At 48.6% G+C, this 16,437-nt stretch carries 13 protein-coding genes; 7 read left to right on the top strand and 6 right to left on the bottom strand.

The window, feature by feature from the left end:
- Positions 1-78: 78 nt before the first annotated feature.
- The gene (locus EIZ48_RS15020; RefSeq protein ID WP_160652982.1) at positions 79-1,524 is read right to left on the bottom strand and encodes a helix-turn-helix transcriptional regulator; all 1,446 of its coding nucleotides are present in this window, start codon (positions 1,522-1,524) and stop codon (positions 79-81) included.
- A gap of 608 nt (positions 1,525-2,132) precedes the next feature.
- Here EIZ48_RS15020 and EIZ48_RS15015 point away from each other — a divergent pair.
- Positions 2,133-3,548, top strand: coding sequence for a hypothetical protein (locus EIZ48_RS15015; protein ID WP_160652980.1), 1,416 nt, complete (start codon positions 2,133-2,135; stop codon positions 3,546-3,548).
- Between the two features lie 90 nt (positions 3,549-3,638).
- Positions 3,639-4,649 carry a hypothetical protein gene (locus EIZ48_RS15010; protein ID WP_160652977.1) on the top strand — a complete coding sequence of 337 codons (1,011 nt, stop codon included), beginning with the start codon at positions 3,639-3,641 and terminating at the stop codon, positions 4,647-4,649.
- A gap of 128 nt (positions 4,650-4,777) precedes the next feature.
- Here EIZ48_RS15010 and EIZ48_RS15005 read toward each other — a convergent pair whose 3' ends face one another.
- Positions 4,778-6,103, bottom strand: coding sequence for a tetratricopeptide repeat protein (locus EIZ48_RS15005; protein ID WP_160652974.1), 1,326 nt, complete (start codon positions 6,101-6,103; stop codon positions 4,778-4,780).
- Positions 6,104-6,222: 119 nt separating this feature from the next.
- Here EIZ48_RS15005 and EIZ48_RS15000 point away from each other — a divergent pair, with 119 nt between their 5' ends.
- Positions 6,223-6,981, top strand: coding sequence for a TIGR01458 family HAD-type hydrolase (locus EIZ48_RS15000; protein ID WP_160652971.1), 759 nt, complete (start codon positions 6,223-6,225; stop codon positions 6,979-6,981).
- 554 nt (positions 6,982-7,535) lie between these two features.
- The gene (locus EIZ48_RS14995; protein WP_160652968.1) at positions 7,536-9,560 is read left to right on the top strand and encodes a methyl-accepting chemotaxis protein; all 2,025 of its coding nucleotides are present in this window, start codon (positions 7,536-7,538) and stop codon (positions 9,558-9,560) included.
- A 136-nt stretch (positions 9,561-9,696) separates the two neighbouring features.
- Here EIZ48_RS14995 and EIZ48_RS14990 read toward each other — a convergent pair whose 3' ends face one another.
- The 4 genes from EIZ48_RS14990 to EIZ48_RS14975 all read right to left on the bottom strand — a co-directional run bounded on the left by EIZ48_RS14990 (position 9,697) and on the right by EIZ48_RS14975 (position 13,789).
- Positions 9,697-11,244 (bottom strand): HAL/PAL/TAL family ammonia-lyase, encoded by a 1,548-nt coding sequence (locus EIZ48_RS14990; RefSeq protein ID WP_160652965.1) that lies wholly within the window; start codon positions 11,242-11,244, stop codon positions 9,697-9,699.
- Positions 11,245-11,492: 248 nt separating this feature from the next.
- Positions 11,493-11,753, bottom strand: a complete 261-nt coding sequence (locus EIZ48_RS14985) for a phosphopantetheine-binding protein (protein WP_075766624.1) — start codon at positions 11,751-11,753, stop codon at positions 11,493-11,495.
- 149 nt (positions 11,754-11,902) lie between these two features.
- A complete protein-coding gene (locus tag EIZ48_RS14980) occupies positions 11,903-12,631 on the bottom strand; it encodes a beta-ketoacyl synthase chain length factor (protein ID WP_160652963.1) in 729 nt (242 codons plus the stop codon).
- 186 nt (positions 12,632-12,817) lie between these two features.
- On the bottom strand, positions 12,818-13,789 hold the full coding sequence (locus EIZ48_RS14975) for a glycosyl transferase family protein (RefSeq protein WP_160652960.1): 972 nt from the start codon (positions 13,787-13,789) through the stop codon (positions 12,818-12,820).
- Between the two features lie 491 nt (positions 13,790-14,280).
- On the opposite strand from EIZ48_RS14975, the gene EIZ48_RS14970 reads away from it, so the two are divergent.
- The 3 genes from EIZ48_RS14970 (at position 14,281) to EIZ48_RS14960 (ending at position 16,410) form a co-directional block, all read left to right on the top strand.
- Positions 14,281-14,994 carry a dienelactone hydrolase family protein gene (locus EIZ48_RS14970; protein WP_240152980.1) on the top strand — a complete coding sequence of 238 codons (714 nt, stop codon included), beginning with the start codon at positions 14,281-14,283 and terminating at the stop codon, positions 14,992-14,994.
- A gap of 48 nt (positions 14,995-15,042) precedes the next feature.
- Complete coding sequence (locus tag EIZ48_RS14965) at positions 15,043-16,026, top strand: Gfo/Idh/MocA family protein (RefSeq protein ID WP_160652952.1); 984 nt, start codon at positions 15,043-15,045, stop codon at positions 16,024-16,026.
- A gap of 69 nt (positions 16,027-16,095) precedes the next feature.
- A complete protein-coding gene (locus EIZ48_RS14960) occupies positions 16,096-16,410 on the top strand; it encodes a heavy metal-binding domain-containing protein (protein ID WP_160652949.1) in 315 nt (104 codons plus the stop codon).
- The last annotated feature ends 27 nt before the right edge of the window (positions 16,411-16,437 follow it).

The following is a 16,437-nucleotide window of genomic DNA, read 5'->3' as shown; positions in this document are numbered from 1 at the left end:
AGAGTGTCACTTCGCGCCAAGTTATTGGTTGTGGCGTGTCATCTGACGATAATTTTGAGCTTGTTATCATTAATGTGGCTATGACAGCGGTGAGGTGAATAGGTAGCCTTGTTGGTAATTATCACAGCGTAGATGTTCGCCTTGCTGTGAAATGAATTCAAAATGACATTTCTGAGGGGGGGCGGTCAGAAATGTAGATAGAGACCACGATGAAAAGTGACGGTTTTGGGCCGATTTTGTCATTGCCCAGCGGTTGTTTTCTTGAGTATCAATATGGCAATGGATGGTCTCAATATCTGGCAGGCGGCATGCTAGCTGTATAACAACACGAAAACCGTTCATTTCGGGAACCACGACAAGGACTGGAACGACAATAATCGGATGACCTAACAACATAGGCTCGTCGACAAGAAAGTTGCGTTGAAGGTTATCATCGATGAATTGATTGCCGTCGACTTCGTAACATAAGCGAAAACGCAATGGATGGGCCACAGGTAGATTTGCCGTTGACCAAAGTTCGATGCCATCAGCCAGAAAGTAATCAAAAAAGGCCGGGTATCGGCGCCAGACACCATCTCTGTCTTCACATTCTACCGCTACTTTTTTTTCAAATGCGATGTTATCAACTTCAATCCAGACTCGACCACTTTGGCCTTGTTTGCCTGTACTCGATTCGACCACGGCTGTCGCATAGTGCAACCTGATGGGATTATTTTGTTGGATGACTCGATTGGTTCGGCATTGCTCACGGTACACTTGGGGCGAAAATGGATACCATTTTCGAAATGCGCGGTGGAAGTTCGAAGGGTCATCATAACCGAGTTGGTTTGCGATACTGGAAACGCTAATTTGTGTATCGGCAAGCAGGCGTAAAGCGATGGATTTTTTCTCGTTATCAACCAGTGTGGTGAAGTTGATCTGTTTTTCCTGTAGGCGCCGTTGCAGTGTTCTGGGTGATAAGCCGAGATGAACGGCTAAGTCGGATAAACGTAAAGGTGAACGGATGTCATCATGGATATGTTTTTTCAATCGGCAGACCAGATCTTCTTTCTCAATACGGACGTGCTGTAGCAGTAAAAAAAACTGTTTGGCGAGAGAAAATAATTTGGGATCGGGGGTCGCATTAACCTGAATCTCTTGATGGTCAAAATGCAATAGCAGCGACTCTCCGTATTCGCTGCGAATTAAAGAGTTGCGTTTGCTGGGGGTTTGCTGCCAAGTATGCGTTAAGTTGGTAAATGAGGAGATGTGCTCGAGTAAATCTTGGGTCAGGTAGTGAACCCACAAAGGCAATTCAGTGTTTGTTCGTGATTGAAAGTGTAGCGATAGGCCGTCGAATCGGGAGGTTGGTTCAACATAGATTGAACGGTCGTACAATGACACCGACTTGCTCCACCAAAGTAATCCTTCTTTGATTGTTGGGGCTGTTAACAGCAAGAGGTGTTGCAGGGAAAGTAATTCCTCAATGTGCCAATGATCATGACCAATACGAAAATAGGAACTGCCAACGGCTTGAGAAAACATTACGGAGAAAGACTTATTGGAACTCACGATTTTTCCCTTGTCAGGATTACATGCGTGCATTTTAGCGAAACCATAACACTGAAGCATAACTTTGTTTCAATATTTCCCTATGCCAAAGGGGGGATGACTTTTACGTCTCTAAGATCTGGTAATCGAGCGAACAGCTATCGCCAGGTGAGAACTATCAAATGCCGCCCTGTCATGGGCGGCATTTTTATTGATAGGAAAAGTGTATGAACTTCATTTTCCTATCGTAGGTGCCTTGACTATGGTTTAGCTTGTGACGAAAAGCGTGGTCTGACCACCAATGCTTATATCGCTAAATGGCAAATGTTGCGATGGAAATCACATCCCTTACCTTGTGCATCTTGTTTTATATTCTACGTTTAATCATGAACGTCAGACAGTTTACTCTTGATGGGTAAACGGCCAGGTTAAGTGCTTTATATCCCCTCAAATTGTTGCTGAGAGAGCGGCTCATGTTAGACATGGGTTATGTAGTGTTTGAAGCAATCGTTGGGCTGTATTGATTTGAGGAGTAGCTAGCACTTTAAACGGAATGAAATCCGTTAATCATAAATAAAATGTCAAATATAAGGAACAGCTCAATGGATCAAGCAACAGAAACAAAGGTTCTCAATACATTGTATGACAGGCTTTTTCAGGCTGTCACATATGCACCTGAGGGTAAGCAAAATGATGCGTTTACCAGTGAGAATACATTTCTCCAGTTTGCACAAAATCAGGCGCTGAATCCAAAAGATTTCACAAACTTAGTTTCACCAACGAATCCAGCGGGAGACCTAGGAGCTTCTCAGACATTTGCCAACCTTGTTGATCAAATGCCATCTCAGACTTCGAGTTACTCTCCATCTTCAACACTGATATCGCAAACTTATAAGGCGATTGTCGATGGCGCTAATTCAACGACAAAGCCAGATCCTGAACAAGAAGAAAAGTATAAGCAGGCTTATAACTACCTTAACACCACATCTACTATTAAGGACTACACGGGGGCTGAGACAACTCAAACAGACAACTCGGCGATATACAAGACTTACCTTAAAAATCAAACAGCTTATATCACAGCTGTGAGCGGGTATCGTACGGCATACCTCGGTTATGATTTATCCGATCCTGCTCAGCAGCGACAGTGGCAGGCGAATGAGCCAATGTTAAGCAATAACGTCAATCAGACATATGATACTTGGCGTGCTCAGGGGGCTGCTCAGGTGGAGGAAGCATTATCGGTATTAGCTTCAGCCATTAATGATGCGGTTGGTAATGTAATTCGTGATGCTCAAAAAACTATGTCTTCAGGAATGGCATCATCAACAGGTGATGGCAGTAAGTGGTACTTTTCTTATCCTTTCCCTGCGGACTTTGCTGATCCGAATGCGTCGGGGTTCACAGCTTTCTCACTTAAGAGCGATTACTTAGAAGAGACCGCCAGTGCAAAAGCGACGGATTGGGGGGCAAGTGGTTCTGCAAGTTGGGGATTGTGGAGCGGTAGTGCCAGTGCCAGCGGACATCATGCGGAAAGTCACTCACATATGGACGCAAGTAAATTTGACTTAAGTGCTGAAATTGCTGTCGTTCGCGTTTTCCGCCCTTGGCTTAATGATCTTATCTTTAAGTTGAACAACTGGTATACGAATATGACGGATATTCATGGTATATCAACGGGTAAACTTACCAGTGAAAAACTTATATTACCTTTGATCCCAACAGGGTTTGTTGTTGCTCGTAATGTAGAGATCACAGCAGATTGGAGTTCAGACGACAAAAAACATGTAGAAGATTCCATTTCCACCAAGGCTAGTGTTGGATGGGGGCCATTCAGTGTGGGTGGCAGCTATTCACATAGTTCATCCAAAGACTACCATAAGTCGACTTTCGATGGTGGTACGTTGAAGATCCCTGGTATTCAAATCATCGCTTGGGTTAGTGAAATTACACCAGCTAGCCCGCCAGAAAATGCACCTGTGCAGGAATCAACTGAAGCTGAAGCACCTGCTATTTAATTAGCGCATAAGTGCACGATAAAACTATGGAAGGTGACTGGTATTATTTAATATCGGTCACCTTCTTAATCGACAAAAAGGGAGAACACTTTGTCTTTTAACCTAACAAGCAAATTAGGAAAAAGTATTCAACCTCCTGCTGTTATGCCTACGGCAAAGAGCAATATGCTGATGGAAAAAGTCGGTAAAAGTCGGCTTTCTAACAGTAATATCAAGATCGATAATAGACCTATATTACAGCTCAATGCGCTTCCAATGACATTGTCACCAAAAACATATGAAAATGCGCATTCAAGTATTAATCCTAATGGGAGCTTTACATCACTGTATGCATTTTCTCAGTTAGCTAATACTATTCCTACTTTCTCTGAGTACTATTCAGATAGTCTGAATAGGATTTCATCCGTATACGGTAACTTGCTGCATGGTTCATCAGTAGGAAACGATGAACAATATACGGAAAGTGTAATATCTGACTCCCTAAGAACATATGAGTCGTCTGACTTTTCCAATATGGATGGGATCCCTGACTCCTGGTATCCGGTATATGCCACCCCCGTGGATTGGTATGATACGAGTGATCCAGAACGGTTTAGTGAAATCACGTTAGATCTGATAGGAGAAGACGCTGATGATGGACCATATCGAGTTTTACAAGGCGGCACCAATATTCTCTCATCTTTAACACAAAGCGGAAGTGGATTGTCAGTGCCAATAGATAAAGACACATCGCTGAAATCCATTAAGTTTAAATATCTGGAAGTACGCTTAAATCGACCTTGGCTTAACTTTGAAGTATTCAAGTTAGATGGATGGTTTATCAAAGGACAGAATGCAGGTTACTTTTCTAGTGGAAATTTCGATATTAATTCAGGGGTTATCCCTCTTATAACCACCTCTATGTTGGTTGCTATTGATGTTGAGTTGGCCGCAGAATGGAGTGTGAAAGATAAACAGGCACTTGATGACGCTCGGCAAAAAGGAGAGCGAGTGTCGGTTGGTCCTTTCGTTACACATTTAGAACCAGATTCAGAGCCCGAATTACACGTTATTGGCTGGGTTAGCCAGTTGGTGCCTCTTTCTCCTCAAATAGAAGACTAACACGAAAGCAGGCAGTTTTAAGTTCCTTCAAACGTTATCTCTCCATTAAAGCGCCTGAATGTAAATGCCGTCCCGCACTGGACGGCATTGTATTTCTCTCAAACAAGTTTCTCGGGTTTTCTATTGCGCTAGTGCTCCCGGGCAGATGAAGCTCTGGAAAGAAAGCTTAGGTTCATAACGCTATGGGGTTTTAGTGCCAAACGCTCGTTGGCGAGGGCTTCAGCCAGATCTGTCAGGCCGCCTCGCAAAGCTGCCTCGGTCAGCGTCCAGTCGATGATATCGCGTTGGGCATGGCTGCCTCCGAAGCTATTGGCGATGTAGCGGGCAGCGTATAGTTGATCTGCTGCGGTTTTATAGTCACCATGCCAGAATGCCTTGAATCCCTCAACTAGCGGCAATCCGATTTGCCGTGCCCATAGCTCCACTTCGTTTCGTGGGGTGTTTTCTTGCCGGAAGATTGTCAGGAGCCGTTCGACTTCGTCATGCCGATAGGCGCCTAGATAGGCCATCACAGCATGCCAGTCATTAAAGGGGTAGAGTTTGCCATCGGCGTGTTTATCCCACATTGTTGCCAGTTCCTGCCAACGGTCTGCCACCTCGCAGCCTGACAATTTCAGTCGCCATAGCAGTGCTGAGGCATCAACCATATCCAGGGCTACACTGCTGGGACCCTTGCGAACCGGCCCGTCATAGAGTGCAAGTGCGGCTTCGGGCTGGCCCAGATCCAGGTGATAGAGCGCCAGATGCCACCAATTGTGAACCTTGAAAAAGTTATCATCGCCAGACCAGTAAGGCTCTCGGGTCGTCATCCAGCCAATACCGTCCTGGACCCGCCCTTGCATCTCCATGACATGGGTAACAGCATGGTGTGCCCAGCAATCTAAGGGTTCTAGTGCAATAGCCTGTCGTCCAGTCTCTTCGGCTTGGGCATAATGGCCGTACTCTTCCAGGCCAAACGAATACATGCCAAGTACGATAGAGTAGCCAGGAATTTCTGGAGACCAGTGCTTTAATACCCGGGCCATACGATCGCGCAGGTTCCTGGCATTAGCCCGGTAGAAGTCGATCAGATGGCCAACTTGTAAGCCAACAAGATCTTGCGGGTACGCGGCATTATGGTGATCCAGGGCGATGGCCGCAGCGGTCCAGTTGCCGCTGAGCAATTGGTTCAGGGTGGCAATATGGGAGTACTCTCTTTTGTTGAGTGAGAGCGCTTTTGCTTTCTCAAGGTATTGTTGAGCCGCAGCATTAGCGGCCGGCTCTGTCGCCATAGCATACAGATACGCATTGAGAATATAAGCCATCCCGAATCCAGGGGCCTGTTCGGTGGCATTGTCTAACAGGGCAAAAGGGTCGCCTCGATAAAGGTTGAAGGCGGTGACAGCCTGATTGTAGAGCTCAACCGTTTCCGGTGTTGCACCTGATAAATGATTACCTTGTTGATCGGATAGCATAGCGGAACTCTCCTGAGTGATGTTTCTACTCGTCGGTGCTATTCCACAGGTTGGGATGGCTTAAGTGTAGTCGAACAGCGGCCGTGGCTATACTTACCCTAAAGGAAAGGGAGCGACGGATGTATCAGGCACTGTTTTTTGATATCAGTGGCGTTCTGTATGACGGGGAGCAAGTGATTCCCGGCGCTGTAGAAGCCATCTCCCGAGCACAGGCCAGTGATCTCGAGGTGCGCTTTGTCACCAATACTTCCCGCAAAACCTGCACGCAAATCTATCGTGACCTTATTCGCTTTGGCTTTTCGTTGGAGTTGGGACAGATTTTTACTGCGCCAGTGGCAGCCCAAGCATTGCTCAAGCAACATCACTGGCGCCCGTATTGCTTGCTTCATGACAACATTCGATCTGAATTTGCCGATCTCGATCAGTCCGATCCTAATGCTGTGTTTATCAGTGATGCCGAATCAGGCTTTAACTATCATGCCTTGGATAAGGCCTTCCAGTTGTGTCATGCGGGGGCGCCGCTCATCGGTATCGGTCTGAACCGTTATTTCAAGTCAGACGGAAAGCTACACCTTGATGCTGGGCCGTTTATCCGGGCGATAGAATATGCCGCTGCTACCGAGGCGATTATTGTAGGCAAACCATCGGCTGACTTCTTTGCCCAGGTTGTGAGGTCAGTAGCAGCACCGGCAGATAAGATGCTGATGGTAGGTGATGACGTATTCGGCGATGTCGAAGGGGCGCTGAATGCTGGGCTGCAGGCGTGTTTGGTGAAAACAGGCAAGTATCAGCCTAGTGATGAGCAGCTGATCAAGGGATCGTTTCTGTGTGTTGACTCAATAGTCGAAGCGGTTGATTGTGCACTGCGAGTGGCATGATTTCATTCCATGACAAACGATAAAAAAATCCCATTATTAACATTGCAATTGATAAGTTTATGTTTTTTATATGATAAATAAGTTTATCCACAAAAACAGTGGGTAACTTTATGGTAAATGTCACAGCGTGTTGATGGTTTATTGAGCGTTTAAAACAGCGGCAAACTATAGCTAGCTTGTTGCAGGTAGCGCAGTATTGGCGGGTGCTCATACCATTGATGATTTATATGGCTTTCACCTATGGTGTTTTAACACTGATTTATCTCGGTGTTAACATGCAAATTATAGACTCAGGGCACTGACTTACATTGCATACTCGCCTGTATTGATAAATAATGTGCTACATAAGCTTAAATATGCATATGTATTACATCTAATGATCTGTTTTATAAGTGGTTTACAGAATTTTGCTGAAAAGGATTGCTGAAGCCAAGAGGGATGATTTGAGCTGGGTCATAATTCCTTATAGTATGCGCTAAAAGCATTTTGGCATAGTTGTTGCCTTTGCTATTTTGTATAAGAAATGAAAATAATTATAACGTTAAGGTTGCATCATGTTTAACCCTACCCGTGCTCTGAATATTCGAACGACGCTGATTACCGTCTTCGTTATTCCTACTCTTTTGCTACTTATTTTTATTGGGATACAAATCAAAAATGCCAATGAACAGCTTATTAATGCCGAGCTTTCCCAGGAAACGGTAGCGCTGTTTAACCTTTATGATAATGTCGCGCACCAGTTTGCAGTTGAACGTGGGCTTACTGCCGGTGTGATTGCGGCAAAAGGGCAAGGTAAGCAGCGTGACGCTCTGCAAAAACAGCGTGATGTTGCAGATGATGCCTACAATAGCTTGCTGGCGTTTCGCCCTGAAAGTCTGGATCCTGCCGTGGTATCGACCTTGCTGAGCGAGGTCAAGGCGCAGCTGGACAAGCGGCAAAATATTCGCTCTCAGGTAGACAGCCTTAATCTGGTTGATTCTCCCTTTGCGTATTACTCGAACGTGAACCGTTTGTCGCTGGATAACCTAGCGATTGTGATGTCGCTGGTGAGTAACCGTGAGCTCAAGCAAGAGCTACAAGGGTTGCTGTCTTTATTGGTTATCAAAGAGCAGGCCGGTATGGCGCGAGGAGCATTAAATGGTACTTTCGCAGGGAAAAAATCAACGCTAGACAGGTATGCGCAGATCTCAACCTACATTAAAGCGGAAAGCTATGCGCTAAGACAGGCGAAGATGTTGCTGACCGGTGAGCATCTTAAGCAACTTCAGGAAATTACCCGTAACTCAACCTGGCAACAGGTGATGGATATTCAGCAGCAGTACCTGGCCCAGAAAAATAACCTGTCGACGGTTAACGGGCCTGAAGCATCGGCTTGGTTTGCGCTGGCGACAGAGCGTATCGGTATGGTGAAAAAGGTACGTGACAGTCTAGCAGCGGACATCAATGACAAGGCTATTCAGGACAGCGCCGATGCCAGCATGATGCGGATAGTATATATCGCCGTGACGTTGCTGATTGTGCTGCCATTGATCCTGCTGACCATTCGGGTGGTGAACAATGTGCGCCGTCGGGTCGAGAGCTTTACGGCACAGCTAGACAAGATGGCGTCAAATAAGGATTTGACTATTCGTCTGTCGGATGGAAATCGGGATGAGTTTGGTGAAATTGCCCAGCATTTTGACCATCTGGCGGTGAGCCTGGGTGAAACGCTGAACAAGGCGCATCAGGTGGCCAGCCAGACAGAAAAAGAAATGGTGGCGATGGTGACTCTGGTCAACCAGGCCCACAATGCCAGTGAGCAGACTCACTTGCGCTGCGACAACATTGCTACCGCAATGACAGAAATGGCCCAGACCAGCGAGCAGGTTGCCGAGATAACCGTCGATGCCCAGCGCGGAACGGATTCGGTGAAAGACAATGCCGAGGCATGCCATAAGCATAGTGAGCAATCATTTACGTCGACGACCACATTGCTGGAGAGTGTGAACCAGACCTTCGACTGTATCGAGATACTGGAGAAGCAGATGGGTAATGTGTCGGAAATTCTCGATACCATTAATGCCATCTCCGAGCAGACCAACTTGCTGGCATTGAACGCAGCTATCGAGGCGGCACGTGCGGGTGAGCAGGGGCGCGGTTTTGCAGTTGTGGCTGACGAGGTACGTACGCTGGCCCAGCGCAGCAAACAGTCGACAGAGGATATTCGCCAGTTGCTGAGCGGCATCGGGCAAAATGCCAAGGACTCTTTCGATAATATGCAGCAGAGCCGTGAGGCCAGCTACGAGACTCAGGAAGTCGTCTCTGATACCAAGTCGCTAGTCGAAAACCTGATTGTGACGGTCAACGAGATAGCGGAATTCAATGCCAGCATTGCTACTGCTTCCAATGAGCAATCGCAAACGGCGAAAAGTGTCGATACTGATGTCGATGAGTTGCTGGAAATGGCTGACAACACCAAAAAGACGATTGTTGATATCCAACAAGAGATGGAGCTGGTGAAACTGCGGATGACCGAGCTGGTGGATGAGGTGAACAAATTTACGATCGACGATCCGAGTGCCCAGATAAGGCTGAGATAAGAATATAGCTTTGTCTCTTGTTCGAACAAGGCGCATGAATAAGTAAACTAACACCGGGCATTTGCCCGGTGTTTTCTTATGCCTGGCAACCTGAATGGCAGCATCGACAATAACTATAAAGTGAGTAGGTAATTACTTAGTCAAACATTTTCCAGGACTGCTGCTGGATCTTGGTGATGAACAAGCGCAGATCACCTTCTAGTGGGCGGTCTTCGTTAACCACTTCGAAGTCTTTGAGGATTGAGCTCTGCATTGCCTGTAAGGCAGGGCTCAGATGACTGTTATTTAGTTCACCCTGTTGTTTGCGGATCTCCAATGCCTGGGTAGCGGCTAGCAGAGAGGCTGATGCGACTTGCTCGGTAAGTTCAAGTACCCGCAGGCAGTCACGTGAGGCTATTGTGCCCATACTGACCTTGTCCTGGTTGTGGCACTCTGTTGAGCGCGAGAACACGCTGGCTGGCATGGTGTGTTTAAGCGCTTCGGCCGTCCACGCCGAGATACCGATTTGTACAGCCTTGAAACCATGGTTGATTGGCTTGCGGCTGCCGGTCGCGCCCGTCAGGTTGAATGGCAGGCCATTGTTGAACTTGTAGTCCATCAGCTGAGCCATTTGGCGATCGAGCAGATCGGCAATGTTGGCAATAGCTGTCTTGAGTGTATCCATCGCCATGGCGATGTGGCCGCCGTAGAAATGCCCACCGTGCAGGACGCGCTCGTTATCACCGTCGATGATTGGGTTGTCGTTTGCACTGTTGAGCTCGTTTTCAATCAGCTGGCGGATCCATGGCAGGCTGTCTTGCAGGGCACCGATGACATGCGGCGCACAGCGCAGCGAGTAGCGATCCTGCAGGCGGTCGCTGTTGCGCGGTGGCTTGGCTGCTTGCAAATCAGCACGTAACCAGCTGGCAATCTGCTGCTGTCCAGGGTGAGGTTTGACGTCAAATAATGCTTCGTCAAAGTGGAAATCATTCCCCTGGATACCAACTGTAACCATAGAGGTGATACGGGTGGCTAGCTGGGCCAAATACTCGGCACGCTTGTAAGCCAGGCAGGCCAGTGCAGTCATGACCGATGTGCCGTTCATTAATGCCAGCCCTTCTTTTGGTTTGAGCTTGATTGGGCTCAAACCGAGTTCGGCATAGACTTCTGCCGTCGGGCGGACTTCATCTTTATAGAGTACTTCACGCTCGCCGATTAGGGCAGCGGCAAGGTAGGACAGCGGAGTCAGATCGCCGCTGGCGCCGACCGAGCCTTCCTGCGGAATACGGGGTGAGATGTCATGATTGACCAAGGCCACGATCTGATTCAGCAGGTCACGGCTGACGCCCGAAACGCCTTGTGAGAGTGAGCATAGACGGGTTGCCAGTACGGCGCGGGCCTGCTGGTGGTCGAGGTGTTCACCCAGACCGCAGCCATGGAAACGTGTTAAGTGGAGTGGCAGTTCGTCGACCAGCTCGGGCGGGATCGCAACGGTACAGGAGTCTCCGTAACCTGTCGTGACACCGTAGATCACTCCTTCTTCTTTTAGTAGGCGCTCAAGAAAAGCCGCTCCCCGGTCAATTTTGCTCGTAAATTCTGGCGAGCTGTTTAATGCTGCCGGTGCCCCGTTGGCAATGTCGATAACATCTTCGATAGTCAGACGATCGGCACCAAAGAGGATAGAGTCTTGAGTATGTACAGTCATGTTGATTTTCCACCTAAGTGTAAGAATATTAAGCGCTTATAGCGATATTAACGGTTCGATCATCGTATATGTTATGCGCTGGGTTGCGTATTGGTTGGGGAGTGTTTTTCGAGTCTTGTCACGGAGAAGTTTGGTTGTTTAAGTAATCAACAGGATGTTTTGGGGGAAGTTCTGGAAAAAAAAGAATAACGATGAGGAATACCGTCAGGGAGAGTGACTACCTAACGGCATTCCTGCTGTAAAGCTAATTAAGCGACCTTGGCTGCAGAGATAAATTCTGCCAGAGTGGCGACCGAGGCAAAATGCTGTCGCGCATCATTATCATCGGCATTGATGGCAATGCCGTAGCGCTTCTTGATAGCCAGCCCGAGTTCCAGCGCATCAATTGAATCCAGCCCCAGGCCGTCATTAAACAGAGGGTCGTTGGTGCCGATATCATCGACGGTAATATCTTCAAGGTTGAGTGAGTTGATGATGAGTTTCTTGAGTTCGGTATGTAGTTGTTCCATAGCCAGCTGATTCCTGATTATTTATTTAAGTTATTGATTTAACGTGTTTCGCATTCAAATTGTGCCATAACGACTTTAATTCAAAACCGCTAGAGGCAATAAATTCGAGTCAATTAACAATGTTGGTAGTCATTGCTGTATATCGTGATTTACGTAATGGATCGCTGCCAATGCCACAGCTGTGATCCGGTCGCTATCGTCCAGGCAGAGTCATTACCGACCAGTTGGTTGATCACCGTGAGTGTTTGCGGATAGATAGGGGACATTGGCGCTTTCTGGGGCTCCCAGCTTAGCTGGTAGTCGTTACCGCCAGTTAACAGTAACCCTAAGGCATAGCCATGGTACTTGCCATGGTCAAAATCGCGGAAGGGCTCGGGGAGCGGCTCGTCAAAATCAACGACCAGTACGGTATGGCTCGGAAATTCAGCCAGGTAGGCAGCCGCTTCAATCAGGGCACTATGCAGCGTGTTCGCGCCGGATGCCAGTGAGACGGCCGGAACCGGACGTTTGGCCGCAATGGTGAATAATCCGGAGGCTGTGTTATGTACTGACTGGGAAAAAATGGTCGGTGACGGGCTTTCTCCCTGCAACGTTTCCTCAATCAACGGAATTGAACGTGTTAGTTCTCCGTGGCGGCTGGCGAAAATGATGTAGTCGATGTCCTTGTCCTGGGTCAGGCTGAGAGCGGTTTGCAACGCCAGTTTGCTCAGGCTGCTGGTGCGGCGGCGCATCATCGGCGGGATCAGATTGGCCGGGGCGGCAGGCGGATCTTCAGGCCAGGTCATATCAAGTTCGGCCCAGGTTTTCCATTTATCGAGATCGGTCAGACCGGGCGATAGAGCTTCCCAGTCAATTAACTTAAAAGAGATGGTGTTCATGACAATATAGCCGTTGGTTACAAAATTATGGCTATAGTTGCATATGATGTAGGGGCGTTCCCAGTGATGCTGGTTATATTATGAGTCACCTCACTGTTTGATTGTTGATTTGATTGGCATTTTGCGCGGTATAAAGTGAACCCGCCCTATTCTTCTCGCAGGTAGGGCGGGCAATTGAGAGGCTTATTATTGGTGACGGGTATCCCACCATTGCTGTGCCTGAATGAGGGCCGATTGCTGATTGGGGCAGACCTGCATCATTTTTAGCACAATGGCCATGGTCGATACGACGGCATGGGTTCCGTAGTTGTTCTCCACCTCGCCACTCCAGACTTTCTGCAGGTACTCGCCGCTGATTTCCCCGTGTTTGCCCGAGGCTCCTTCAAGAAATGTCGGCCATTCCTCCTCATAAATCTGCCCGCTTGAGACACCGGCTATCCGGCAGGCAGTACGTGGGCTGCGTTCACTTTCCCCGCCCTCGCCTTTGAAGGCCACCATATTGGGATCGCCGACCAATGCTGCTGCCTGGGCATGGAGCTTTTCATAACCCTGATGGAAAATACCGTGGATAGCAAAGGTTGCTGATGATGGGTTCAGGGCGCGGGCCACCGTATTGAGCGGGGTTCGCAGGCCAACTTTGTTCCGTAGTGCCAGGAGATCGACCAGAGGCTCACAATAGGCCGACAGCGGGACATAGCAGATATCATCGTGAGCAAGGATGACTTTGGCTTCTTCGGGGGTATTGGCTTGTCTGATCCCTAATGCCGGGCAGGCTGATTCTATCTGGTATTTAATCGCGTCGACTGCGGCGTGACCATGCAACAATACCCGGACACCGTTTTGAGCCAGCAATTTGGCCGCCAGTAGCAGCCATGGCGGCTGGCGTCGTTTACCGGCAAAACACGGCCAGTCGAGGTCGATATCGAGATCTTGCCAGTCGTCATCGATATGCTCACGTAGCGCCTGAATATAACCTGCGGCTTCTTCGCCGGTTTCACAGCGAACACGTTGCAGCATCAGCAGAACGGCCAGCTGCAGCAGATCTGCTTTCCCGTCAATGTACATAGACAGCGCTTCGCGCGCTTCTTCCTGGGTGAGTGGACGACGGCCCTTCTCACCGCGACCGACATGTTTGATAAATTCTGAAAAGGCTGGCATTTCAATCCCTGATTTTTTGAGTTATTCGAATAATAGTATACCCAAGCAACCTCAAGATGCTCGTTTCAGCGAGAATTACTTGGCTTGTAGGCTAGGCACCGATTAGAAAATCTAGTGGTTCTAAATTAATAATCGGTAACAACGCATAGAAGCCAAGTAAACTCGCCCTTTGGGAGTGAGCCAGCGAACCCATTTCTATGTCAAATAACGTTGAAAGGGAATAGCCATTCCTACCGTCATTTTCCTTGAACTGAGTTCGCTGGTCTCACTCTGAATCCTGCATCTTGAGGTAGTTTGGGTATATACCCAAACACCGCCAAGGTGCAGGTTTTGAAAGTGATATCAGTAAGTTCTGTCTAAGGTGGGAGTGGGGGATATCCGCTTCGGCAACTTCATTTCGTCTGCTGCCAATCATCTACACTGAAAGAGCTGTGCTGAATTTAGGACTGACAGAAGGTGAGCCGATGAATCTCAAACTTGTGACAATAGTGATGACCTTGTTGTTTTCTCTTCCTGCCTGGGCGGAAGGGCGTGCTGTGAGCTACAAGGTCAATGGCGAAGATTACGAAGGGTATTATATTTCACCTGATGCCAAGGCGCCGTTGGTACTGTTGATACATGACTGGGACGGCCTGACCGATTACGAGGTCAAGCGGGCCCAGATGCTGGCCGAGGAAGGCTACGCGGTATTTGCCGCCGATTTGTTTGGTGCCGGGGTGAGACCGACCAAGGTTGAGGATAAACGCCAGCATACCGGTGAACTGTATAAAGACAGGAATAAAATGCGGGAATTACTCATTGGTGCCATGACAATGGCCGACTCGCTCGGGGGCAATACTGATAATGCCGTCGCCATGGGCTACTGTTTCGGCGGGGCTGCCGTGCTGGAAATGGCCCGCTCTGGTGCCGAGATGAAAGGGTTCGTTACCTTTCACGGTGGATTGAAAACGCCTAAGGGGCAGGATTACTCGAACACCAAAGGCAGCCTGCTGATCATGCATGGCGGAGCCGATCAGGCCATTCCGATGAGTGATTTTACCGCCTTGTCCCAGGAGCTGGAAAAGACGTCGCTTGATAACGAGATGATCGTCTATAGCGGCGCGCCTCATGCCTTTACCGTCTACGGCTCGGATAACTACCGTGAGAAGGCCGACTATAAGTCGTGGCAGCGTTTTTTGACCTATATTGGTGCAGTAATTGATTGATTTGTAGGTACTTGTTCTGCATGCTGTATGTCATAGAAGGAGCGTAAGATGAACAAGTACCAAGACAAAACGATACGTTGGGGGATCATTGGCTGCGGTAATGTGACCGAGGTAAAAAGTGGCCCGGCCTATCAGCAAGCCGAAGGGTTCGAGCTGGTTGCTGTTATGCGCCGTGATGAAGCAAAGGCCCGGGACTACGCCGCGCGCCATGGTGTAAAAAAATACTACACAGACGCCGACCAGTTGATCGCCGATGATGAGGTCGATGCGGTGTATATTGCCACCCCGCCTGACAGCCATCGGTACTATGCCCAGAAGGTTGCTGCGGCAGGCAAGCCGTGCTGTATCGAAAAGCCGCTGGCACTGAGTCATGAGGATTGCCAGGCCATTGTTGCCGCTTTTGAACAGCAACAGCTTCCCTTGTTTGTGGCTTATTATCGTCGTTCCCTGCCGCGTTTTCAGCAAGTGAAGGCATGGCTCGAGGCCGGGAAGATTGGGGATATCCGCCATGTCAGCTGGCATTTGAGCAAGCCAGCTAATCCTCTTGATTTATCCGGTGACTATAACTGGCGTACTGATGCCACTATTGCTGCCGGCGGCTATTTCGATGATCTGGCCAGCCATGGGCTTGATCTCCTGATCTATCTGCTGGGAGAGGTACAACACGCCTCCGGATTTGCGGTTAATCAGCAAGGACTATACTCCGCAAATGATGCCGTAACGGGGTGCTGGGTGCATCAAAATGGCATCACGGGATCGGGAAGCTGGAACTTTGGTTCGGCGAAGCGAGAAGATCGGGTAGAGATCATTGGCAGCCAGGGCAAAATCATGTTTTCTGTCTTCGACGAAGCGCCAGTGTGTCTCGCCAACCAAGATGGTGAGCAGAGCCGGTTTATCGACAACCCGAAACATATTCAGCAATACCATGTGGCTGCCATCGACAGGGATTTGCGAGAGCAGAGATGCCACCCGTCAACTGGCAAGACCGCAACCCATACGAGCTGGGTGATGGAACAGATCCTGGGCCGATAAGGGCTGAACCTTTCTGTTTGCTGTTAGTCAAAAAATTTAAACACTGTTTTTATTAAAAGGAATGGATTTATGCTGTGTGTTACTACACCGGATGTCGCCCATCGAGAGATTAAGGAAGTTTTAGGTACCGTCACTGGAAACGTGGTCCAGTCCAAGCATGTTGGCCGTGACATCATGGCGGGCTTCAAAACCATCTTCGGCGGCGAGATCCGCGGCTACACCGAGATGCTTACCGAAGCGCGCGAACAGGCATTGAGCCGGGCAATCGGGGAAGCCGAAGCCATGGGTGCCGATGCCATTGTGAATATGCGCTTTACAACCAGTGCGATTATGCAGGGCGCATCCGAAATTCTGGTTTATGGCACTGCGGTGAAGTTTAAGTAGCTCATTCTCAAAATATCTGAAATAAGT

Origin of the sequence: Photobacterium alginatilyticum (assembly GCF_009910675.1) — a bacterium.
GTDB lineage: Bacteria > Pseudomonadota > Gammaproteobacteria > Enterobacterales > Vibrionaceae > Photobacterium > Photobacterium alginatilyticum.
Note: the sequence above shows the minus strand (reverse complement) of the source record. Positions and strands in the feature narration are given on the sequence as shown.

Bases quoted from the DNA above. Each gene is read 5' to 3' on its own strand.
- EIZ48_RS15020 (WP_160652982.1), bottom strand. From the start codon at position 1,524: ATGTTTTCTCAAGCCGTTGGCAGTTCCTATTTTCGTATTGGTCATGAT.
- EIZ48_RS14970 (WP_240152980.1), top strand. From the start codon at position 14,281: ATGACCTTGTTGTTTTCTCTTCCTGCCTGGGCGGAAGGGCGTGCTGTG.
- EIZ48_RS14995 (WP_160652968.1), top strand. From the start codon at position 7,536: ATGTTTAACCCTACCCGTGCTCTGAATATTCGAACGACGCTGATTACC.
- EIZ48_RS15005 (WP_160652974.1), bottom strand. From the start codon at position 6,103: ATGCTATCCGATCAACAAGGTAATCATTTATCAGGTGCAACACCGGAA.
- EIZ48_RS14990 (WP_160652965.1), bottom strand. From the start codon at position 11,244: ATGACTGTACATACTCAAGACTCTATCCTCTTTGGTGCCGATCGTCTG.
- EIZ48_RS14960 (WP_160652949.1), top strand. From the start codon at position 16,096: ATGCTGTGTGTTACTACACCGGATGTCGCCCATCGAGAGATTAAGGAA.
- EIZ48_RS14980 (WP_160652963.1), bottom strand. From the start codon at position 12,631: ATGAACACCATCTCTTTTAAGTTAATTGACTGGGAAGCTCTATCGCCC.
- EIZ48_RS15015 (WP_160652980.1), top strand. From the start codon at position 2,133: ATGGATCAAGCAACAGAAACAAAGGTTCTCAATACATTGTATGACAGG.
- EIZ48_RS15000 (WP_160652971.1), top strand. From the start codon at position 6,223: ATGTATCAGGCACTGTTTTTTGATATCAGTGGCGTTCTGTATGACGGG.
- EIZ48_RS14975 (WP_160652960.1), bottom strand. From the start codon at position 13,789: ATGCCAGCCTTTTCAGAATTTATCAAACATGTCGGTCGCGGTGAGAAG.
- EIZ48_RS14965 (WP_160652952.1), top strand. From the start codon at position 15,043: ATGAACAAGTACCAAGACAAAACGATACGTTGGGGGATCATTGGCTGC.
- EIZ48_RS14985 (WP_075766624.1), bottom strand. From the start codon at position 11,753: ATGGAACAACTACATACCGAACTCAAGAAACTCATCATCAACTCACTC.